Annotated in this window: 14 protein-coding genes; 3 read left to right on the top strand and 11 right to left on the bottom strand. The window is 55.5% G+C overall.

Annotation, left to right across the window (positions count from 1 at the left end; translation table 11 throughout):
- Positions 1-198: 198 nt before the first annotated feature.
- From RMSM_RS32500 to rny, 3 genes are all read right to left on the bottom strand, one after another.
- Positions 199-1,677: a hypothetical protein gene (locus RMSM_RS32500; protein ID WP_008707689.1), complete on the bottom strand. Its 1,479-nt coding sequence runs from the start codon at positions 1,675-1,677 to the stop codon at positions 199-201.
- A gap of 3 nt (positions 1,678-1,680) precedes the next feature.
- Positions 1,681-3,750: an AAA family ATPase gene (locus tag RMSM_RS32495; RefSeq protein ID WP_008707687.1), complete on the bottom strand. Its 2,070-nt coding sequence runs from the start codon at positions 3,748-3,750 to the stop codon at positions 1,681-1,683.
- Between the two features lie 738 nt (positions 3,751-4,488).
- Complete coding sequence (gene rny, locus RMSM_RS32490) at positions 4,489-6,057, bottom strand: ribonuclease Y (protein WP_008707684.1); 1,569 nt, start codon at positions 6,055-6,057, stop codon at positions 4,489-4,491.
- A 691-nt stretch (positions 6,058-6,748) separates the two neighbouring features.
- On the opposite strand from rny, the gene tilS reads away from it, so the two are divergent.
- Positions 6,749-7,759 (top strand): tRNA lysidine(34) synthetase TilS, encoded by a 1,011-nt coding sequence (gene tilS, locus RMSM_RS32485; protein ID WP_160168426.1) that lies wholly within the window; start codon positions 6,749-6,751, stop codon positions 7,757-7,759.
- Between the two features lie 496 nt (positions 7,760-8,255).
- Here tilS and RMSM_RS32480 read toward each other — a convergent pair whose 3' ends face one another.
- From RMSM_RS32480 to RMSM_RS32450, 7 genes are all read right to left on the bottom strand, one after another.
- Entirely contained in the window at positions 8,256-12,845 is a 4,590-nt protein-coding gene (locus RMSM_RS32480; RefSeq protein ID WP_008707679.1) for a DUF4332 domain-containing protein, read from the bottom strand.
- A gap of 254 nt (positions 12,846-13,099) precedes the next feature.
- Entirely contained in the window at positions 13,100-13,849 is a 750-nt protein-coding gene (locus tag RMSM_RS32475; protein WP_008707677.1) for a DUF3467 domain-containing protein, read from the bottom strand.
- A 136-nt stretch (positions 13,850-13,985) separates the two neighbouring features.
- On the bottom strand, positions 13,986-15,575 hold the full coding sequence (locus RMSM_RS32470; protein ID WP_040770687.1) for an ABC transporter permease: 1,590 nt from the start codon (positions 15,573-15,575) through the stop codon (positions 13,986-13,988).
- Positions 15,572-16,600, bottom strand: a complete 1,029-nt coding sequence (locus RMSM_RS32465) for an ABC transporter ATP-binding protein (RefSeq protein ID WP_008707668.1) — start codon at positions 16,598-16,600, stop codon at positions 15,572-15,574. The genes RMSM_RS32470 and RMSM_RS32465 overlap by 4 nt, the downstream gene beginning before the upstream one ends.
- Positions 16,597-18,864 (bottom strand): hypothetical protein, encoded by a 2,268-nt coding sequence (locus tag RMSM_RS37645; protein WP_008707666.1) that lies wholly within the window; start codon positions 18,862-18,864, stop codon positions 16,597-16,599. The genes RMSM_RS32465 and RMSM_RS37645 overlap by 4 nt, the downstream gene beginning before the upstream one ends.
- Positions 18,861-19,199 carry a hypothetical protein gene (locus tag RMSM_RS32455; protein WP_008707664.1) on the bottom strand — a complete coding sequence of 113 codons (339 nt, stop codon included), beginning with the start codon at positions 19,197-19,199 and terminating at the stop codon, positions 18,861-18,863. The genes RMSM_RS37645 and RMSM_RS32455 overlap by 4 nt, the downstream gene beginning before the upstream one ends.
- Before the next feature lie 159 nt (positions 19,200-19,358).
- Positions 19,359-20,300 carry a nucleoside hydrolase gene (locus RMSM_RS32450; RefSeq protein WP_008707662.1) on the bottom strand — a complete coding sequence of 314 codons (942 nt, stop codon included), beginning with the start codon at positions 20,298-20,300 and terminating at the stop codon, positions 19,359-19,361.
- 157 nt (positions 20,301-20,457) lie between these two features.
- On the opposite strand from RMSM_RS32450, the gene trpD reads away from it, so the two are divergent.
- Entirely contained in the window at positions 20,458-21,468 is a 1,011-nt protein-coding gene (trpD, locus tag RMSM_RS32445; protein ID WP_008707660.1) for an anthranilate phosphoribosyltransferase, read from the top strand.
- 234 nt (positions 21,469-21,702) lie between these two features.
- On the top strand, positions 21,703-23,031 hold the full coding sequence (locus RMSM_RS32440) for a 3-keto-disaccharide hydrolase (protein ID WP_008707659.1): 1,329 nt from the start codon (positions 21,703-21,705) through the stop codon (positions 23,029-23,031).
- A 189-nt stretch (positions 23,032-23,220) separates the two neighbouring features.
- Here the strand turns inward: RMSM_RS32440 and RMSM_RS32435 are convergent.
- On the bottom strand, positions 23,221-23,767 hold a 547-nt coding region (locus RMSM_RS32435), incomplete at its 5' end, for a cytochrome c (RefSeq protein WP_040770686.1).

The following is a 23,767-nucleotide window of genomic DNA, read 5'->3' as shown; positions in this document are numbered from 1 at the left end:
TGCGAGAGTGATGGTTGGTTCGTTTCCGCCGCAGTGCCGGATCTCCGCTCCGCTGCGATCCGGCCTACGAGGATGTGGCAACACGTAGGCCGGATCAAGTCGCGATAGCGACGCAGATCCGGCGGCGGTGAAAGTGATGGTTCGGTTCGTTTCCGCCGCAATGCCGGATCTCCGCTCCGCTGCGATCCGGCCTACAACCTACAGGCCGTCCAGTGCGACGCCGCCGGTGTGATGCGCGAGTTTGATCAGGTCGTCGTTTTGTTCTTCGACCACAAATACGTGCAACATGATGCCTTTTAATTCATCAGGTCGCACGTTGATTCCATGATCACCGTCGGTCACGATGATCAATTCGGGTTGCTCGGACTCTTGGTCGTCGACCAAATCTTTGATGCGTTTGATGCCTTCACGAAGCGCCAAGTTGATGTCGGTATCGTCGCCGGTAAAGAACTCGTAGTGCATCCGCCGGATCTCTTCACGCGCCTCGGCGACCTCGCGGACGATGACCTCTTCGTGCACAACGGAATCAAAGAAACTGTAGCCCAGGATCGCTTCACGTCGACCGACGGCACGTAGCCGGTTAAGCAAGATGGCCAGCAGTTTATAGATCCGTTCGCCCTGCTGCATCGATTTGGATCGATCGAGCATCGCGTAAAAAAATTGCTTTTTATCGCTCCGTTTGATCTTCTCACGCACCATGAAACTTTTCGTTGCCAAGCGATAACGAAAGTATTTCGGCGCCGCGACTTTGAGTGCCCACGCGGCGGGAGCCAATTTCGGCAGCTCGTCATACGACTGCATCATTCGCATTCGCGTTTGATCGCCATCGACTGCCGGCGTCATCTTCTTTTCGAATCGTGGCTGGAATGCGACGTATTCGTTGGCGATCCGCGAGATTCGCAGTAGAGCTTCCATACCGGGTTCGGCCAACAAACGCGAGGCAACATCGAGTCGGCGGACTGATAGTGGGTGCGTTTCCTTCTTCTCGGTCTCGCGCCGGACACCACCAAAACAATCCGCGAAAAGCGATGCAATTTTGCCACGCGTGTCAATGTTTTCGACCAAAGCAATCGACGAGATCCCGCGATCACGCGACATTTGTTCGTGATCAATCTTGTCTGCTGATTTCAGCATGCTTTCGTCCGGCAAACACTCGAGCAACTCAACTTCGTCCGCTTCAAGCCCGCCAACCTGTTTCAATGCCCAATTGATTTGCCAGGTGATCGTATCGGGGGGAATGCCTTGAGTGAGCGATCGTTTGGCCGTCGCGATGATGGCAATATTGGCGATCGCGCGGTCAACGTCGGTTCGTCCTTTGATGTGTTCAAAATCGACTTCGCGTAGCGATTGGGCAAGCTGCAAATACAATTCGACATCGCGAGCTGACCAGCCGAAGACTTCGTCGATCCATGTTGTCAGCTTCCACATCCGCATGCGATAGGTCAACCGCACGCGTCGCTCGATCTCATTTGCACCAGCCAAACGCCCTTCGTCAACCAAATGCACGCCGTCCCAGATGATCGGCACGTGAACGTGCCCCATCCCGATCGCGTCAAGTTTCTTGACCACCTCGGCGGTATTGATTTGTTGACGACGTTCGCTCGATTCAGGGTAGGTGATGTGCGTGTGAAAACGAATGAAATCACGAAATTTGCGGGCGACATGAACTTGCGTCATCGTCTATCTCCCCGCCTCGATCTCGGCAGCAACCTCGTCGACCGCGGATTCCGAGCGTTTTTTCCATTTGATCAGCATCGGATCGGAGACTGAAATGTTGAACAATTCGTGTTTCAGTGCATCCATGCTGCTCATCAAATCGACCATATCCGAGATCGCTTCGTCATTGACGTCACCACGCGCTTCGTCGTCGAGATCTTGGGCCGAGGCAAATTTGGTATTGATGTCCTGCATCTTGCCACGCAGTTGTCGGGCACGTTCATCGATGTCGCTGAGCAAGACCTCCACGCCGCCTTCGCGCAATGCCGAGCGGATCAACGATTCGACATCTTTTTTGTAAGACTCCATCCCTTGTACGTTGCGGATCGTCAAAATGTCGTCGACGATCATCTTTTTCCGCTGATGCCGACCGACGCTATTGGCTGCCAACCGCAGTCCCCCCAGCGCGATTCGAGGAGAAATTTGAAAACCACTTTCGCGATCATCATTCAAGTTGGCAATCACATGGGCGTAGATGCGATTGAGTTTGCGGCGGTCCGGCCCCGCATCGGGATTGGTTTTGCTGAACAATGCCTCGTAGTCCGCTTGATCATACGAGGGCCAGCGTACTTCTAATTGCAGCGGAAACCGTTCCAGCAGTGCTTTGACGGCATCGCTATCTTTGGCGAATTGACGCGGGTCTTTGTTCGTGCAGGCGACGATCGCCTGGGACCGCATCGGCACGGACTTGTTGCCGTTCATGAACACTCGCCGCGTCAACACATCTTTCAGCGGCAGCAGTGCTTGTGAGGACGCATCGAGGATTTCTTCTAAAATGACGACTTCAAATGGCAGGAACGAACGATCTGTATCGTATTCGAGACACTCGTCCAACTTGGCAATGTTGGGACCGCCCCACAAACGGTCTTCGGTCATCCCTTCGCCAAAGGATTGCAAGAAGATTTCGTTCTCGTGATAGCCCAGTTTCTTTAGCGCCGTCATCACCATGTCAGATTTGCCATGACCGCCGGGGCCCCACAACAACACGTTGCATGGCTGAAAAAACGCGTGCGTCAAGACTTGGATGATTTCGTCACAGTGGATAAAGCGTGAGGACAAGCTGTTGGCGATCAACGCCGGTATGTCGGATCGCGGAGTGCGAAGCGGTCCGGCATCGTTGTGTGAAAAGTCGGCGTCGGTTAACCGGATGCTGATTTTTTCGTCCGGCAACTGACGCTCAATCCGTCGCTCTAAATCAGCTGTATAGGACTGCATTCCTTGGACAAAGCGAATGCTCTGGAAGGCTTCGGGGGTGATCGTCATGTCGCCATGAATCTTGGCGGCATTGCTGACCACTTCGAGTGATTGGATCGCCATCCGCGGCGACATGATAAATGTTTTCTCTTCGTTGAGTCCGGCAATCACTTTGGAAAGCATGGTTTGTAGTTGTTTGCCGCCCATGCTAGAGCCACGTCGAATTTTGGCAAATAATTCGCGATAATGTTTGGCTTCGTAGCCTGGCCAACGGACTTCTTTTTGCAACAGAAAACGTTCCATCAATGCCTGCACGGCATCACTTCCCTCGGCAAAATCACGCGGGTCCTTGTTGGTGCACGCGATCACGACTTTGGCCGACATCTCAACTCGCTCAGTGCCGTTCATAAACGTGCGGCGAGTCAACACATCCTTCAGCGGTAGCAAGGCTTGCGCTGGAGCGTCAAACAGTTCTTCAAAGATGACGACTTTGTATTGGGGAGCTAAGAACGAACGGGTTGTGTCATAGCGGACACAGGTGTCCAGCGACGCCATATCGGGGCCGCCCCACAACCGGTCTTCGCTCATCCCTTCGCCAAACGATTGAATGAAGATCTCTTCGTCACGAAGCCCGAGGGCACGCAGGGCCGTGACCGCCATTTCCGATTTGCCGTGCCCACCAGGCCCCCACAACAGGACATTACACGGCTCGTAGCAGGCCGCCGATAGCAGGTCCGCGATCACGTCACAGAACACGAAGCGTTTACGCAGTGCGGCCTGGATCGTTGGCAAGATGTCTTTGCGAGGGGTAGGCAACCATGCCCATTCGTTTGCGGCCAAGGCGAGAACGCTCCGAAAGAAAAGAGGGTTGGACTCGAGACACCACGTCGCGGTGCTTCAAAGTCTACCGAATCTCAACCGTGTCGGGGTGTTTACGTTCAGGTTTCACAAGGTGGAAATGGCTTGCAGGTCGTCCAGGAAGGAGGATTCTTTCCGTAGCGAAACTCGCCAAGAGTTTTGGGAGAGGACTAAGCGGAACGAAAGTCGTTCGCGGCTTGTTGATTCATTGAGCCGCGACGCGTCAGAGAACGTCCGGCTTAGGCCAGAGGCCGATACATCCTCTGCCGTGGCCATAACCACGGGATGTAGCGAATGAGCTGCAAAGGCCGGAGGCCGACGCAATGACTGAGTAAATGTGTCGGCCTCCGGCCTTGGATTTGCTGCATTCCAAACCGGTGGTTAACACCACCGGCATGAATTGTACCGGCCTCCGGCCTTAAAAAAGAACGAATGCGAGTTGTTAGAGTCACTCTAAGCCGGACGTTCTCTTATGGCCCACGGCTCACCGTTGCGTTTTGAATTGGGATTAAATCAACAAGCCGCCAAGAGCTTTGGAAGAGGGCATTGCTGGACGAAAGTCTTCATGACTTTCGCTACCACTATCGTCATTGATCGGTCCGCGATCACAACGCTCAGGCCGTAGTGGATCTTGTCAACGATTCTTTGGCAACTTCAGCTTGATGGCAGATTGGAAGCATATCCCACGTAATGATCGCGGAGCGATCAACGACAATATCACTATTTGGCGGTTTCGGTGAAACGTGATTCACGCAGTACGGTGACTTTGATCTCGCCAGGATAGGTCAGCTCTTTCTCGAAGGCTTTGGCAATGTTGCGGCAAATCGTGGCGGCTTCTTCGTCCGTCGTGCGGTCGCTGTTGACGATCACACGAAGCTCTCGGCCGGCACTGATTGCAAATGCTTGCCGTACGCCGTTGAATCGAGTTGCGATCGATTCAAGTTCTTCCATCCGTTTGATGTATCGCTCGAGTGATTCGCGTCGGGCGCCCGGACGGCTTGCACTACACGCGTCCCCGGTTGCCACTAACATCGTGTAAGGATGCTCGGTAACGATTTCGTCATGATGTCCTAACGCCGCATGGACGACCTCGGGCCCCTCGTTGGAGCGACGCAAAATATCGGCGCCGATCTTGGGATGGCCACCCTCGAGTTCATGATCGGCTGCTTTGCCGATGTCGTGTAGCAATCCACAGCGGCGAGCCAAATCGCCGTCCATTCCCAACATCTCGGCCAGCAGCCCAGAAATGAAGGCGACTTCGACACTGTGCCGCAGCACGTTTTGGCTATACGAGGTACGAAAGTGCAACCGTCCGAGCATTTGGATCACACGGTCATGCAATCCGTTGACGTTTACTTCGTCCGCCGCTTCGCGTCCCTTTTTGATGATTAGATCATCGATCTCTTTGGCGGTTTCTTCGACAACGTCTTCGATACGCGAAGGATGGATTCGGCCATCGCTGATCAAACGTGTTAGCGATTGACGAGCGATCTCGCGGCGAACCGGATCGAACCCGCTGACAATCACGACGCCGGGCGTATCATCAATGATCACATCAACACCGGTCGCCTTTTCAAACGCGCGGATGTTACGTCCTTCGCGGCCGATGATGCGGCCTTTCATGTCATCGCTGGGGACATCCACCGTGCTGGTGGTGGATTCGGCGGTATGAGCCGATGCGAAACGCTGGATCGCGGTCAGCAGCATCTCGCGTCCTTGCGCCTTGACGGTTTCGCCAAGACGTTTTTGATGCTTTAACAGGACCGAGCCGATTTCGGATTCGAGGTCTTCTTCGAGCGATGAAAGCAACGTTTGCGACGCCTCTTCACGAGTCATCCCGCTCGCTTTTTCGAGCAACTCTTGCTGCTGTTTGATCGTTTTTTCGAGCCGGTTTCGCTGCTCGGTCGCCGCGCGCAATTGCGTATCGAGACGCTGTTGCGTGCTTTCGAGCCCTCGCTGCTGCTTTCTCAGTCCGTCTTCTTGCTGTTCAAGTGTCTCTTCGCGACGATCCAATTTGGCTTCACGCTGCAGCAACTGTTTGCGTTCGGCGGCGATTTCTCGTTCGGCTTCGGCCTTGATGCTGAGCACCGATTCTTTGCCATCGACAATCGCTTGGTTGCGTAGCGTTTCACCCTCGCGGCGTGCCGCTTCGACTAGCTTTTCAGCCGCCTGTTGCTGGACGCTGCGTCGAACCGCATTGATTCGCTGGGTGATTCCCCAAACGATCGCGGCCCCGACCAAGAACGAAAAGGCCGAGTAAAGAATCGTGGTTTCGGAAGATGCGAGCATGTATATGTCCTCGGTACCGAGAACAATAGAATCTGCCTTTGCGATTCCCAGACTGATTCACACGTTCAGAGGACAGACGTGTTTTTAACCGCAGCGGATAGGGGCGGTGTTCGGTGGGGATACTCCACTCGCACGTTCCTCGGTTCACTCCAAGCTCAGCGGAGCAGAGGATATGTTTGACTGCCAATTCGGCACGAACGAGTAACGACACGGCGCAAGCTTGCTGCTTCCACGTGGTGACTCGAGCGATTAGCAGAACGAAGAGAGGGAACATGATCGAGAAGAGGGTGATTCTGTTGTTCAGAGGAGTCGATGTTGAGTCTTGTTTATTTACAGTCAGCTCTGAAAATCCAGACGCATTCGTTATGATTCGATGCAAATGGTCTCAGGCTGTCTCAGATTAACAGCTGTCGAGTGTCCGCGAAACAGATTCAAAACAAAGTTTCCCAGATGGGGACAAGTTCCCATTTGTGACGTGGCTTTATGTATACATGTCGCTGTTGGTGTCCCTTCGAACGAGGGGGCAGCGTTGGCTCGTCAGCGATCGAGGGGATGTGGCAGAGCGGAGGGATGAATCCGGTAGTTGCCCCCCTTACCCCAACGTCAATCGCATCCTTGCGGCACTCAACCCCTAATCTGACATTGTCCCGAGCTGATGAAGTCGCAAACCGATTTACCCCCCACATTGCCGATGACCGCCTCCGAGCCGCACTCTGAGATTTGGGACCGATTATGCCAATCGGTCCTTCGTGCGTGGCCACGATCTCGATGGAGCGGCGTCGGGGTGGTGATTGGTTGTAGCGGAGGCGCCGATAGTGTGGCCTTGGTGCGAGCGCTGCATCATTTGCGACACCAACCCTCGAGCGATCCGCCAACAGGCTTTTTGACGCTCGCCCATTTCAATCATGCCACTCGCGGCGAGGAATCGGATCACGATGAGACGTTTGTCCGAGCATTGGCCGACCAGCTTGAGCTGCCGTTTGTCGGGCAACGGTCAGACCAAACGGACCTTCGCGACGAGGAGTCGCTACGAAAGATGCGGCTACGATTTTTAAAAGAAACGGCCGAGCAGCAAGGGGCTCGCTATGTCGCGGTGGCACATTCGTCGGACGACAATGTTGAAACGGTTCTGCACCACCTGCTGCGGGGGACAGGCCCCACAGGCTTGGCAGGGATCCGGCCGTATCGATCGTTGGGCCAGGATGCGGTGTTGATTCGCCCGCTGCTGAGTGTCTCGCGAGATTGCATTCGCACCGCACTCCGCTCGATCGAGCAATCGTGGTGCGAGGATTCAAGTAATACAAGTCGCGATTACCGGCGAAATTGGATCCGACACGAATTGATACCGTTGATCCAGTCGAAGTATCCCGATGCGACGGAGGCGATTTCCAGAGCGGCAGTTACTCAGCGTGATTGGGTCCGATCGATTGAATCGATGGCCGAGGATTGGCGAACCCAGCACGTCGACGTCGGTGACGCGGTGGTGATCCACTGTGACGTCGAAACCGATGCACCAGTGATCATCACAGCGATGCAGCAATTGTGGTCGATCCAGGCGTGGCCGATGCAAAGCATGTCGCAAACGCATTGGCAGCGGATCTACCAATTCGTGTCTGCAACACAAACCGGTGTTTGCATGTTGCCCGGAGCGATTCGCATGGAATCGGCCGACGGTTGCGTTGTGTTAAAATGCGGCGGCTAATGCTGCAGCTGTCGAATCTCACCTCTCGCCCTAATACTTTTGAGCCGCGACGCGTCAGAGAACGTCCGGCTTAGGCCAGAGGATGAGCTGCAAAGGTTGGAGGCCGACACAATGACTGAGTAAATGTGTCGGCCCGGCCTTAAAAAAAGAACGAATGCGAGTTGTTAGAGTCACCCTAAGCCGGACGTTCTCGTAAGCGGCTGGGAAGGAGCGTGAAAAACGTTCGACATTTACCGAGCGGCCCCGCGCCCCATGCCATTTACTTTGGTAGCGGCACGGCGCGAGCCGTCCGGTTGAGGCAAGTGAAACGTTCGGTTTAGACTGGGCGGCCCCGCGCCCAATGCCATCTACTATCGTAGTGGGACTCGCCAGAGTTCCTGGTGTTTCAACAACAAAGATGGGAATTCTGGCGAATCCCACTACTTGAGCATCCCCCAATGGTTGCGAAAGAAGTTGGCATAGGGCTTGCGCCGATCTGCTATGAAAACCGCCCTCTTCAGGCGGCCAGCAGTTCACGGTTCACTTTGGCGTTGCGGATCCATTCGCCGATCTCTTCCCTGTCAGGAAGCTTGCCGCCGCGGATGATCCGTTTGCCTTCGCGACTTCGGCTGATCGGATCCACTCGGTCAAACAGCTCCTCAACCTCTTGGGTTGCCAATTCCTCAGGGCTGGTGATCTCAGCAGCGACTAGCAGCTGAGCATCGTGGCCACGCAGCATTGGGATCCGGCAAACCAGCGTAGCTTGTTGTTGCCACGCCAACACGATGTCGCCATCGATGCGGCGATTGCCAAGTTTTTCTGCGACGCGGTCGGGATCGGCGTTCAGCAAATCGTCGACCGTGTGGATCCCAATCTTGCTTAATCGGTCGGCCATGCGTGGTCCAATCGACGGGGCGTCCACCACTGGGTTATCTCGTTGCAGGTAGAAACGCAGCTCCGATTCGGTCTCGCTCGATTCACGCGATCTGACTGCACGCGTTTCGGATGCATCTCGCATCGAACGTGATTCACGGGGCTCGCGTTCGCTGCGATCGAATGAACGTGATTCGTGATGATTTTCACGATCGGACAAACGAACGACATCTTTCTCGGAAGACGAGCTGTCGCGATTTGAGCGGCGACGACGTGATCGTTCGCTATTGGATTGCTGATTTGATCCGTTGTGCACTGCGTGGCCGTTGCCGTATCCATCTCGGTTTCGCGAGTCGCCATAGTGGGATTCGCGATTCGAGTTGGATGGACGATTTTCGCGGTCGCCCGAGCGAGACCGGAGGCTGGCGGGACGCGAAGTTCGTTCGCTGTCTGATTCCGTGCGGCGGCGACGATTTGATTCGCTGGTGCCGCTCCGGCGAAGCGATCGAGTCGTACCGGTACGCATTGAATTAGAACGAGACGAGCTGGAACGTCGCGAGTTCGAGCGTGTCGAACTCGACCGTCGTGAGCTAGAGCGGCCTGAACGCGAGCGGTCACGATCACGGGCGACACGAAGCCCGTCGCGGTCTCGGCTGTATCCGTTGATCGTCACAATGCCGTAGCGAACTTCGGCGTTGTCCAGATCGTCGTAACCCACTTCGCGGCGATCACTAAATCGTGTGCGAGAGTCGCTGGCGTGACGCTCTTGGCGATCGCTTTTGCGAATCGCTCGGCCATCGACGTAACGCGGCCCTTTCTCGGGGCCCCAGCTGTTGGCCGCGGCAATCCAGCTGGTGATTCGGGACAGTTCGCGACTGCTGCCGCTCAGCAATACCTTCTGGCCTTGGTCGGTGGCCAAGAAATCTTCGACACGCTGCAGCAAATCGGTGGGGTGGATCGACGCGAGTTGGGCGGGATTGGTGACACCGCAGCCTACCAAGACGCGAGCGTCAAAGCCGCGTAGCTTGGGCACACGGCAAACCAACCGGCACTCACTCTGCCAACGGCGGATGGTCGAGGCGTCGACACTTGCCAATCCCAACGCGTCGGACAAACGGTTGGGATCTTGCTGCATCAAATGGGTGATGTGCGTCACCATCAATCCCCGCAATCGTGCGGCGGCGACCGCATCGATCGACGGCGCCTGATCAATAGGACTGTCGACTGTTAAAAAAAAAGCAGGATCCGATGACTCGCCGCGACGCATCGAGTTCAGCTGGCCGCGGTCGATCACAGCACGATCTTGGGGCACGCTGTTTCCTCGCGGCACCACCGTGGCATCGATCGAGTGCGGAGCGGACGTGGTGTAAGTGTCGGCGTAGTAGTATCCATCGCGAAACATTGCACCATCGCGAGCCGCGTCGGTTCGCACATGATGGCTACCGTAAAACTCATTGGCGGGGCGGTGATGTGGTGCGTGAACCGCGTCGGTGTTGGCACTTGCACCATACGTTTCTCGCCAAGCCATATCGAGATCGCGGTTGATATCGTTCACACGATAATCGTCGGTTCGATACGAAGGTTGTTCACCCACGAGGTGGTCGCCATAAGTGTGAGGATGTGGTCCGATGTATTGCTCCGATGCATATTGCGGTTGCCACAGAGGGCGATGAGCATGCACAACGCGGTCGGATCGCAATTCAAACGAACGGCCACCGACACGCGCCAGCTCGTCGGCCAAGTTTTGGTCACTTGTCAGCAACACGATTTGACGCCCTGCGCCGGCATAGTCGCGAAGCGCGGCGGCGATCGGATGGTTTACTCGTCCATCGTGACTGTGATGATAAAAGGAGGTATCCGAGGTGGACACAGGTCGATCGCCGTCAAAGCTGTGATTGACGTAGGCAGACAGTGATCGTGGGATTTCGAGAACCACGGGAACGGGTTTGCCAAGCCGGCCGAGTAGTTCGCCCGCGGCCATGCGGACTGCGATCACGGCGAGAGCCCGCTGAGTGTTGCTGCAACGGGATTCGTCTCGTCCATCAATAAAGACGCGAGTCATATCGTGCAATGCAGCCGCAGATAGGCTGTTGTGCGTGATCGGTTCGTTCGCCAGCGGCTGCGAGACTCGCTCGGTTTGCCAGGCAACGTTGCGAAGCCGACCGCCCGACAGACGAACCAACCAACGGCTGGCGGTTTGGGCCAGCGGCGATGCGGTTTGAACCGGGGTTCGCATCGCACGCAGTTGATGCCGCAATTCCTTGGCGCGATTGCGAAGCCATCGAACACGTGACAAGCGTGCTAATTTGCTGTCAATGATGCGCAACTCTTGCACAGCGGCTTCACGAGCGATTGCGTCGTGACGTTCGCGTTGGCGGGCTGTTTCGGCAGCGATGGATTCTTGTGCATCACGACGCAGGCGGGCCACGTCGGCCAAGCAGGTTTCGAGTTCATGAGAGGTACGGTCGAGTTCAGCGACTCGCTCGGCACGCTCGTTTTGGTAACGCCACTGCAATAACTCGCGATGTCGCGCCCAATCCTGGGTTTCTTTCATCTCCGACGGAGTGTAGCGGTTGAGCATCCATTCGCGATGTTGCATCATTTGATCGATCGCGTTGACCAACCACTTTTCACTGCGGCTGAGTTCGCGCAGATCGTCAGCCGTGGTGGGATTAACCGCCGCCGAGTGCACACCGTGCCCGTGCAGCGAGTCCCATTTCTGGTTGACCGCGTGACGTGATGCATGGACTAGGTCGTTTCGGATCGTGCGCAAAGTTTCTTCGAGCGTGGTTCCGCCAAATGTCGACGATTCGCCGGCCGCTTGGTACCACGGATGATCGAATTGTTCGTTGCTGGTATACCGCTGCAGCAACCAATCGATTTGACGCGTTGCCGATTCGACGCGTTGGTCAAGTTCGTCAAGCGAGTGAATCGGATCAATCGCTCTGCCGCTTGGCGAGCGACGGACATCCGCTTCGCTACGAACGCGTGAAGCGTGATGCAGATCATCGGCGTAATACGCGTCGGAATAAAATTCGTTCCATCCACGCGAAGGATCAAAACGGTCAATCGCATCGAGAAAACCGTCCAATCGGCGACGACGCAGAATCGCTTCGTCTTGCGGACCAAAATCCGCTGAGTAAGGATGACCGGTCGAACGCAGAGTTTGCCGGGTGGCAAGAATCGCGTCACGGAGACCGCGGACTTCCAACAATGCACGACGCCAACGAATCATTTGGGCATCAAGATCGTCCAATTGGCGACGAAGCGATTCGTCACGCATCGCCCAATGTTGTTTGTAGTTGTCGGTAACGGTATCGGTGGGATTCACGTTGCTGGCATGCAATTGGGAATCGAGATCGGCGACCCAACGACGAAGCTCGCTTTGACGAGCTCGCAGATGAGTAGCGCGGTCATGCAGGTCGGCCAAACGTCGTTCGATGCGTTCGCGATCGTGACGCGTGGCTGCAGTCGCGGTATGAGAGCTGCGACGATTCAGTTGCTGCGTTAATTCATCTCGACGAGCCAACAACGATTCTTCCCGCAGCGGTGTGGGTTCCAAGCGAGATAGTTCCAGTTCCACATCCGCCAATTGGGAACGCAGCGAGCGAGCGAGGCGATCGTTCGCTGGTATGGAATCCGACGCGAAACGATCATAGCCGGCGTCGCCGGTGGAATGGTCGAGGTGAGCGTTTTCAAACGGCAGCGCGCGATAAGTTTGGGGCGAATCAAGCCCGCATCGGATGCAAGCCGATACAACACGAGCGATTTGAGTGGCCGCTGTGTCGGTGATGACGGCGTCGATGATGGCTTCGGGAAGCTGGATCGAATGAACGGCGCGGGTGGCATCGGATTCGGCACCACGCAGCGACGCGTGCTGCTGGCCGCCGGTTACGATCGATCCAAGCCACGGGTGATCGTGTAGGTAGCTGTCGTACGACGAACCGCCTCGCGATTCGAATTCGACGGAGCGTCGCCCTTGTTTTGTGCCGTCTTGTTCACGGCGGCAATGAAGCAACCCATTGCGATCGGCCCACACGACGCGTCCGGAAGAGGAACTCATCATGCCGAGCGGATATTCACGATCGACAAGCGAATCGCGAACAAAGCGTGCGATCGCAGTTTTTCCAGAGCCTTCGGGGCCAAAGACGACGTTCAGATGTTCCGAGAACGGGCCAAGTTCGACACGATTCAGCGGACCGTGTGCATCAATATCGATTCGTTCTAATAACATGGTCTGGCGCCTCCATGGCCACGTGAGTCATTCAGGAGAATGGTTCTGTTTGAGGAGCCATCGTCATGCGGCCCTGCCTAATCCGAGCGAACCATCCTGGTACATTTGCGGGATGTGGAGGGGACTTTAATCGAAATGTCCATTTTCTTGAAATAGAGAAAATCGTGAAACTCACTCGGGTCAGACCCTATTGGTGAAGAAATCTCACTTTTTGCCGTGAAACGTCGGCGATTTTCGCCGAAAAAAAGAAAGCATTAAGCTTTGGGGCCCGAATCGTCGCCGAGCGGATCATTGTCCGGAGGCGAGTCCGGATTCGGTGGCGCACTGCCTCCGTCATAGCGGCCCTGCCCTCCGTCGACACCAAAATCGCTGCGGTTCGGATCGGTGTCCGGTTCGGATGGTCCGTCGGTCGGATTGATACTGTTGCCGGGAAATTCCGGAGGATGCCCGGTTTGTTGTTGCCGGCGTTGTTCGAGTTGCTTTACCGCTCCTTTGAGCGAATCGAGTAGCCGAGGAACTTGCCCTGCCGCAACAAACACTCGCGAGCTGACCGCACTCTGAGGAAAGAAGCTGGTCAGAAAATCCAAGCCAAATTCACTCGCGCCGTGGCCGATCATCACGCCGTTTGCGTAAGCACCGCTGAGGACATGATCGGCCATCTTCAAATCATCGTAGATCTCTTGCGGCGTCGGACGACGGGGCTGGTTTTGTTGCGGGTTGGTCGGTGGCGATGGGGGATCGCCGAAGCGATTGCGATACAGATCCAGGTTGGTTTGCAAGGCGTCAATAAATTGAGGCATCACGGGATGAGGAATCACCACGCGTGAGGCAACACGATGCGGCCGGCCAATCGTTTGCAGGAAATCGATGATGAATTCACTCGGACCGGTCATCACAATCGCGCCGGTACTGAAGCAGCCTTCGGCAACGTGATCGGGCACTCTCGCACGAAGTGCCGGGTTGGGGTCGGCGGGATCGGGTGACGATTCTGGTTCGGAATTCATGCGAAGGAAGCCGTGGGGTGAAACGAGGTGATACGTTGGATGCGTGCGTTGCCACCATGGTTGGCGCGATATCCGCTCGCTCCATCCGATGCATCGCTGAGTTGAAAGTGAATTCTACTTGGTTTCACGCGTCTGATCAGGGGGACGCTGTCTTGTTTTGTTCTCGTTGAACCTGTTCCGGAGTCGCGATGCGTCGCGGCAATACCGTACGAGGCATCGTCAGCAAACAGGCGACAAAGGCAAGTGTCACCGAAATGGCCACGCTGAATACCTCGATATCTCGCACCGATCCGCTCGGTGTGGCTTCGGCAAGCGTCCACACCCAATTGGTGATTTGCCAGTGCGAGTAAGAGTAATTTCGATAGTCGTTTAAATGCAAACCGATCGAATAAGGCACCAGTGCCGACAAAACCATGACCGTAATCATTGCGGCTAGACCAATCTCGACGCGTGGATGGTTGTTGATTCGCACCAATGCGACAATCCAGCGGACGGCAATCAACCCAGCCACCAAATAGCTCGAGAACAATATGCTGAGACGAAACAAGGCTTGCAGGTCCGACGCACGAAGGTTCGACGGAATTTGCCGGTATTCAAAAAGGCCAAACACCACAAAACCCGTCAACACCACGATGTTGACGGTGGCGAACACTAGCCCGGTCGCGGGGCCAGGTGTCAGCCAAGTCAACACAACACGTGCGAAAAAGCTCTGCGGCAATTCGCGGCGTATGCGGGGCGTCATCACCGGCGATTCGGCGGCGAGCATGCTTCCAAACAGTATCCACATCACCGCCAAGCTGATCGCAATCATGACGAAGATGTTTCCGCTCGGATCGAGTCCTCGGATCACATACGCCCCCATACCCACCAAGATCATCGACAAGACCATCATCGAGATGCGTAGGTTGGTCGATCGATTTTCGCTCTCCGGAGTCAACTGCGCCGCCGTGGCGGTTAACAGCAAGTGACCGGACGACAACGACACCAGCAGCGTGGACGTGCAGAGGAAAAAAATCCAATCGCTTGTCAACGGATTGCCATTGAGGATCAGATCGATCACGAAATAGCCGATCGTGTATTCCGCAAACAACAAGACCATCATCAAAATCAGCAGCGTGGCGATACGCCCAGTCCTGCTCTGGGCCACCGGAGCAAGGAACAATGCCGCGACGGTCAGCACCAATCCGGCCACCAACAGCGCGGCGATGATGATCAATGTGGTCGGCAAATCGACACCACGAAGCGTGTAGGCGTACGCCATACAGGGAAACAACGCGACAAAGTAGATCATCATTTGCAGCGAAGCACTGGCAAGTTTCCCAAGCACGATCTGCCATGGGCTTAGCGCTGTGATCGAAAGCAACTCGAGTGTACCGTCGTCGATTTCGCCTTCCAACGAACGATACGCCGCCAGCGGCACGACCAACAACATTGGAATCGCCAGCACCACGTAGTAGCCGATCATCAAACGAGCCGCTGAGGGGGTCGTATAGATTTGCGGCATCTGTGACAAACTGCCGACGACCGTCCATGCGAATGCAGCGAACAACAGCACCGAAAACGTCACAACAAATTGGCGACTTTTCAGGGCTTGGCGAGTCTCTTTGACCAGGATCGGGTTTAGCCGATCCCCTATTTTTTCACACCAATCGTCAAACTGGTCCCAGCGATTTGCTGCGTTGACGTTGGCCATCGATCCGCTAGCGACGGATACACTTCCACTCATTGGACCAATCCTTCGGTGACCTGCAAGAAAACATCTTCGAGACTCTTTTTGTGCGACGCGACTTCGACCACTCGGTATCCGCGACCAATGATCCATCCGACCAAATCGGCTTGGTCGGCTGCGTCTCCTTCGAATTCGAACCGCAAAAATTCACCATCAATGATCATCTTTTCAACGCTTTCTCGTGTCGAAATTTCGGCAGCACACTCGTTGACCCGATCGAGCAAGCGGATCGACAATTCACGATGCGTTTCCCGTTGACGTTGAATCTGTTCGACGCTTCCGGTCGCCAACAACGCCCCTTGTTCAATGATCCCGACCGAGTCGCACATTTCCGCAAGCTCGGTCAGGATGTGGCTGCTGATCAGCACCGTTTTACCGCGATCCGCTAATTCACGAATCATTTTGCGAAGCTCAATCCGTGCTCGCGGATCGAGTCCGGCTGCGGGTTCGTCCAGGATCATGACGGACGGATCGTGAATCAGGGCGCGTCCCAAGCACAGACGCTGTTTCATCCCTTTGCTCAAACCACGAATCGGTTTTTCCGCCATGCCTTTGGTGCCGGTAAAATCGAGCACCCAATTGAGGCGTTGGTTCCGCTCTCGCCCCACCAATCCGTTAGCGCGAGCAAAAAAATCCAAATACTCTTTGCAGTTGACGTCACGATAGGTGCCAAACGAATCGGGCATAAAACCGAGTCGTCGACGGACGAGTTCAGGATCGTTGACGACCGAGAATCCGTCGACGAACGCGTCTCCGTAACTCGGTAAATCGAGGGTGGCCAAGATCCGCATCGACGTCGTTTTTCCCGCGCCATTGGGGCCGATGTAGCCAAAGACATGGCCACGCGCCACCGAGAACGAGATATCGTTGACGGCTTTTGTTTTTCCAAAAAATCGATGCAGTCGGCGAAGCTCGATGCAATCCGCCGCCCCATGATGGACGCCGCCGGTCGCACCGGATGCTGATGTTAAATCGTCGTTCACCGCGGAACCGGGAATCGCAAATGAGGGAGTCGTTTTCATTTGAGTGTTCCAAAAACGTAGCGGACGCTATCGACAACCTCAGTTCCTGAGACCAGGATCACATCGCGGCTGACGTCCGAGAGAGCCACAAAATGATTGTGCGGAATCTCGCCTTCCAATTGCATCCGTTGATTCAACCAGCCTTCAAAGGAACCCGACAACACTTCGGTCTGTGACATGGATTGATGTTTGATCTGATCGCTGATGCTGACCATCAGGTCTCGCGTCTTTCGCCGATAACTTCGTTGCGGTGAGTTATATATATCTTGGTCCAATGGTCGATGTTTGTTGTACAAGTCGCCAATCAGCTGCGACGATTTCGTAAGCGGAATCGTCTCGCAGGGAATCGCTTCGCTATCGTTGGGCACGTGGTCGGCGAGCCAGTAGTCACCATCGGCGTCGCGGATGATGCAATGACGAAGGGGAAAGCCAAAGCGATTGGTGATGGTTGCAGTTGGAGCAAGCGGATCGCTCTTTTGGGTTTCGATCGACAGATTCCCTATGTTCACGCGCGGCTGGTGGACAATGAATTGACGCTGTTGACGTGAGGGCAGAAACGCACTGTCAAAGATTTGTTGTTCGGCTTCCACACGAATGTTTCCGAGAATCGCGGGGCTCCGCTCGGCCAATTCCTCCCACGCCCCGTCGCTGCCGTCGGTATAGCGCATCACTTCGGCATCGCCGGCAAATGACAAGCCTTCGGTCGGTCTAAGACCGGCAAAATAGGTCGATTGAACGCGTTCTCCGGCGTTTCCCGAAACGCCATCAACCCAAGTCAATTGCCGGACTCGCGCGGAGGTTCCAAATCCATCCGAGAGGATGCCATAGGTGAACATCAACGCCGTGGTCGCAATAGCCAACACCGGTGCAATCAAAAACATCAGGTAAGTGCGGCCTCGTTTCGCGGTGCTGCGATACGCGACCGGGCCGACCAAGATGACGAACAACCCCAGCAGCCCCATGAACGTGTACACCGGTGGTTGGGCGACACCGGGAATCAACCAGCGGCTAAACCGGCGGTCGCCAAGAATGGGGTCGACTCCTCGTCGTAACATCGGGGAAACGCGATGTCCCAGCGTGTGTTCGACGATCCACCAATGATGGGTGCTTGGAAAATCACTCTCGTCCGACTTCAGCAAGCCAAATGCGATTCCCGCACCAAGTGGCCGCAACCAAATTTTCTGGTTCCACCCTTCATTCACGGGGCGACGGATGTTGTCATTGAACATGTGCTCGCGAGAGAGCGAATTGAGCGTCAATGACTTGGAACGTTCCGCTGTCAAATTCAAGGTGTCGACAAAGGATTGCTCGGATTCCGAGTCGTACAGTGCAATCGACCCGCCGTTGAGCACCCATTGCTGAATCGCTTCGTATTTGCCGTTTCGGATCGCTGCTTCGGCAGCCGCAGGGTCAAGGATGATCAAATCGTAATGTTGGTAGCCCCGCCAATCGGTAGGCAATTCAGATTGCCCGGCCACTGCGTCGGGACCGTCACTCAACATCGATTCATAAAAGCGAGGGTCGTCACGGGGAGAGCCAATAGTGCCACGAAACGACGATGCGGCAAACCGAGCGTCGCGGGCCATCAGTGGACGAAGATCGGGAAGCGTGGTGTAGTCGACGTCGTCGCTGTCGGTGATCAGCAACCAATTCAATCGTTGTTCATTACGATAAACATCGGTATCGAAAGCCCCTATTTTATCAACGCAGTCTTCCAGCGGTCGGCCATCCTCGTAGACTCCTAAGCGGTACAGATAGCCGGCCGAAAATTTCGGCAGATAGCGAGTGACGCGTGCCGTCGTGGCTCCTTGCGGAAGCAACAGTGGGACATCGATGACCAATCCATTGGTGGGCGGCAACTGGCCTTCGGGGTCCGAGCGAAAACGGATCGTCAATCGACGGTCTGCCGCAAACGTGCTGGTCGAACTCGCCACAATGTTAACGGGGACGCTGCCGGCCAAGGGCTGTTTCACTAGCTCAATATCCAATGTAAAGCCGAGCGTATTGACCTTGCTCGTTGGCAATCGCACGGTTCCGGTGGTTGGCGGCAATAGCGGGTCGAGCGGCGAAGGCTGATTGGTTGGTTGGGCAGGTTGTGTTGCGATTGAGGCGGCTACAGGTGCATCGGATTGATCCTCATCGGCTTGTGCCACCAACGAAACTGAGGACGCAGCAATACAAACAACGCCAAAAACAAACGCGAGCATTTGTTTTTGAGGTCGAAACACGGGCGACGCAAACCGGGATTGGAAGTTGCAAGTCATGCGTTGGGCTCCCGTGGAGGCATGATTTGCGGAGGCAATTGGCCGGCGGCAAAGGGGCTGCCCTTTAACGTTTGTTCATCTTCGCCTTCAAACCACAGCGAGGATATGGCCCAGGCAAACAAAAACGTTAGGGCAAACAATGCAAAACAGAGCAGCGGAACCACTAAACCGACCATCGCGGCGGTGGCTAGCGCGCCACCGCTTCCGGCTTGGCGAGCCACTGCCGCAATCACCGCTGCCAACGTGGTGATCACAAAAACAAAGCGGAATGAGATGCGAGGAAGCAATCGGCTGCGGACGACAGGTTGCGCCGAAGAGGGTTTCGCACTAGGCATGAATGATGAGACGACGATCGAGTGAGAATGGAGTGGAACTCTGGCTCGATAAGTATAATGGTTTCGGGAACCCCACGTGTGCTGTTTTTGCTTTCTCTGATACGTTTTTTGCGCCTTTGGATTGATCGATCATGCGACCGGGCTGCGTGTTTGCGGTCCCTACGTTTGCTGTCCTGCGTAACGCAGTCCACGAATGATCATCTCGTGAGCTTCTTCCGCATCCACATCCACGGCGACTTCCATATTGATGGGCCATTCGGGCCGCAGCCGTTGATCAAACACGGTGACGCCGCGCGTCAATTCGCCGCGAGTTTCCACTTTGCCTGCCATCGATTTCCAGGTAAACAAATCAGGTTCGATCAGCGACAGGATCGTGGTTGCATCGTACAGCGGGATCAGTTCGCGTCCGAGTAATTGGTGAGCGGCGCGAAACGCAAAAGGGATCAGTTTGTGTAACAAGTTGCCGGCGCGTGAGTAGCGTGCGGGCAATTTTTCTAGCAGATCCACACCGAAACTCATTGCATCGGTGATATCCAGCGGCACGAGGCTTTTTGTCGTGGCCGATTCGAACACGTCGTGAGCCGCAGCCGGATCAAAGTACATGTTGAACTCGGCCGATGCGGTCACATTGCCGGAATGAGAGACCGATCCGCCGCCAATCACAATTTTGTCTAGCAGTGGCAAGATTGCCGGATCTCGCCGACAGATGCGAGCAATGTTCGTCGTCGGCCCCAGACACACCACCGTGACTTCGTTGGGGTATTTGCGGGCGAGCTCGGCGATGACTTTTTCGCTTGCGGGTAAATGTTGACGCGCTGTTTCGGGAAAGTTGCAATCGCCTAGCCCGTCATTGCCGTTCAGATGGCGGTCATCCACCACCGGCGCGTCTTCGGGAGGGCCCGCTTTACCGATTCGCGGGTATTTAGTGGGGTCAAGCTGTTGGACCACCGCGATCACATTGGACGTTGCTTGATCCGCATCGACCGTCCCCGCAGCCGCAGTGATCGCCAACACCTCTAATCGCGGGTCAAAAAGTGCCATGCAGATTGCCGTGGCGTCATCGATACCGGGATCACAATCGATAATGATTTTGCGGGTCATGGAAATTCTTTGGTTTCAACAACGTGGCGTTAGCGAAGGGGGGCGTCGCAGCATTAGCGGAAAGGATATCGTATCATGGCAACGAAACCCAGTATAAACTTGACGTCACATCCATTCTGTTCCTCCCCTCTTTTTGGTTGAACCCTCAAACTTCGCTATGGCATCACTTTTTCAGGCCGCAATCGTACAAGCCAATTCCGGGACCGATTTAGACGAAGACCAAACCAGCGACTTGATTGATGCGATGTTGCGAGGCGAGGCGGATGAACGCGACGTTGCCAATTTATTGCTTGCACTCAAAGAAAAAGGCGAATCGGTCAGCGAGTTGGTTGGGGCTTCGCGAGCAATGCGTCGCCACATGACGCGAATTCCTCATTCACACCAGGTGTTGTTGGACACTTGTGGGACCGGAGGCAGCGGTAGTGGGACGTTTAACATCAGTACCGCTGTGGCGATTGTCGCCGCTGCGGCTGGGGTGGCCGTCGCAAAACACGGAAATCGTCGGGCGACCAGTTTGACCGGGTCTGCCGACGTGCTCGAAGTTTTGGGCGTGCCGATCGAAAGCGACGCTGAATCGGTTGCTCAGCGGTTAGATCGTGATGGCATTTGTTTTTGTTTTGCCGCCAAGTTGCATCCGGCGATGCGGCATGTGATCGGAGTGCGGCGACAACTTGGCGTCAAAACGCTGTTCAACTTGCTTGGCCCCCTCTGTAACCCCGCCGGGGCTACCCACCAATTGCTGGGAACCTCGACTCTTGAAACACAAACGATGGTGGCTGCCGCCATTGGCGCCTTGGGAACCACCCGTTCCTTCGTTGTGCATGGCGCCGATGGGCAAGACGAAGTGTCGCTCGATGGCTCAACGCACGTAATCGATGTGCGAGCCTCTACGAGTGACACTTATCAATGGACCGCCGCTGATTTCGGACTGCAACCGGCGACACGCGACGCATTGTACGCCGCAGACCCAAACAAAAGTGCCGAGATCATTCGCCGTATCTTTGCCGGCGAATCGGGGCCATGCCGCGATGCCGTGTTGGCGGGGACCGCTGCGGCGCTGGTATTGGTAGGGGTCGCCAGCGATATCCGCGATGGCGTAACAAAAGCGGCCGAGACGATCGATTCAGGAGCCGCAAAAGATAAGCTGGCATCCTTAGTCGGTCACTAGGGGCTTCATCTCGCCCCCGTTTTTACGCAGGTTTGCAGCGTCGTGATTCGAGTTAAACTCGCCTGACATCTCAAGGGAAGCCGTCGCTTTGTCGCTGTTGTGACCGGAGATTCGTTGCGATTTTTAGCAACCAAGGAATCTTCGCGGCTTCCCCGCATTGGAACGACATTTTTTTCTGCAAATGAACTAGACTGTTGGCTTCCAGCCTTTCAATTCCCTCCCAGGACCCCACCCATGAAAAGAACGTTTGCCTCGCTTGCCTTGACCCTGCTCACGTTGTTTGCAAACGGCGTTGTACAAGCCGAATCCCCTCCGCAAGGCTATCGTGCGATCTTCGATGGCAAGACCCTTGATGGTTGGCAAGCTCGGCCGCACTTCAATCCCACCGAGCTGGCCAACATGCCGGCCGACGAGCGAGATGCCAAGCTGTCGCAGTGGATGACCGAAGCCAAGCAACATTGGACAATCGAAAACGGTGAATTGGTCAATGACGGCAAAGGCCCCTATCTGACCACCAACGACAGTTTTCGCGACTACGAGTTGTTGCTCGAATACAAGACCGTGCCTCGTGCCGATAGCGGTATCTACTTGAAGGGGACTCCTCAAGTTCAAATTTGGGATTCGACTGAAGAAGCGAAATTCAAAATTGGCGCCGGTCTGGGCAGCGGTGGACTTTGGAACAACAGCGCCGGCGCCCCCGGCAAGGACCCCGCCAAGTTGGCTGACAAGCCGTTTGGTGAGTGGAACTCGTTCAAAATTCGTCAAATCGGAGCTCGCACCAGCGTTTGGCTCAATGGCGAAAAGGTCGTTGATAACGCGATCATGGAAAATTATTGGGATCGTAAATCGCCGCTCGCAGTGGACGGCCCGATTCAATTGCAAACGCACGGTGGCGAAATCCGTTGGCGCAACCTGTTCATCCGCGAGTTCAGTGGCGACGAAGCAAACGAAATCCTCAGCCGCCATGACAACGATTCGTTCAAGTCGCTATTTAACGGCGAAAATTTGGATGGATGGCAAGGTGCGGTAGATAACTACGAAGTCGTCGATGGATCCATCCGCTGTAAAGCCGGTCACGGCGGTTTGTTGTTGACCGACGACGAGTACAGTAACTTCGTCGCTCGCGTTGAATTCCGTTTGCCACCGGGTGGAAACAACGGGTTGGCCATTCGCTCGCCGCTTTCGGGTGACGCTGCCTATCAAGCCATGACCGAGTTGCAAGTGCTTGACAACGAGCATCCCAAGTACGCCAAGCTTGACCCACGCCAATATCATGGCAGCGTCTACGGAATGATCGCAGCGAAACGTGGTTATTTGCGAGAAACCGGCCAGTGGAACTTTCAAGAAGTGACCGTCAATGGAAGCCGCATCAAAGTCGAGCTAAACGGTAACGTGATTCTCGATGCTGATGTCGCCGATGTCAGCGAATTCATGGCCGGTCGACCGCACCCAGGCAAGGATCGCAAATCGGGTTACTTCGGTTTCGCCGGTCACAACGATCCCGTTGAATTCCGCAGCGTTGCAATTCGTGAATTGCCTGATACCACCGCGGCATCAAACTAAGTTTGTCGACGCATCATTAAGAGTCCGCGTCTACTCGTGGCGTGGACTCGCAGAAGATCTGGGGGCGGAGGGTAGCAGGTTTGAGCCGAGTGCCGTAAGGCACCGGGTGATGCGTGCAACCCGGCCGCTCACGCGCGAGCGGATCGATGTCTCACCTAGCTCGTGCCGCGTGCGAGTGACGTCGCCGTGCTAATTGCGATACTGGTCGTGGCACTTAGTACACAGCGTGCCCATTCGATCGAGGTGTCGATTCGCCGATCCGTGGTCTTTGCTGCGAATAGCGTCCTCGAGTTTTGCTGCGACGTTTTCAGCCGCAATCATTTGATCCCAGTACGCGTCGTCGTAGTCGGCTAGGTCGTCCGCATTGGATTTCGTTCTCAGACGCACCGATTCTCGGAAACCTTCGCGAAGCAATGCGGCCTCGGCCGCGGGGCGTAGATCCGGGTGCGATTCGACTCGTGCCCAGTCATGTTCGGCAAACTGGCTAAGATGTTCGTTTGCTTGATCGATTGCCACCATCAGTGATGCCATCGAGTTGATCCGAGCGATGGGAACAAGAGGTGGCAGCGGCTTATCGTCGGCGGGCATTTCAAAGGCTTCCACATCACGCCACAGACCGGGATAGTTCAGACTCGTGCCCGCTTTTTCCAGAATGTCCATCGCTGAATCGTGGTCGGCCGCCCCATCGGCCATACACGCGATAGCGGCCGCAGTGGGGCCACGATGTTTGCCGTGA

Source organism: Rhodopirellula maiorica SM1 (assembly GCF_000346295.1).
Taxonomy (GTDB): Bacteria; Planctomycetota; Planctomycetia; order Pirellulales; family Pirellulaceae; genus Novipirellula; species Novipirellula maiorica.
Note: the sequence above shows the minus strand (reverse complement) of the source record. Positions and strands in the feature narration are given on the sequence as shown.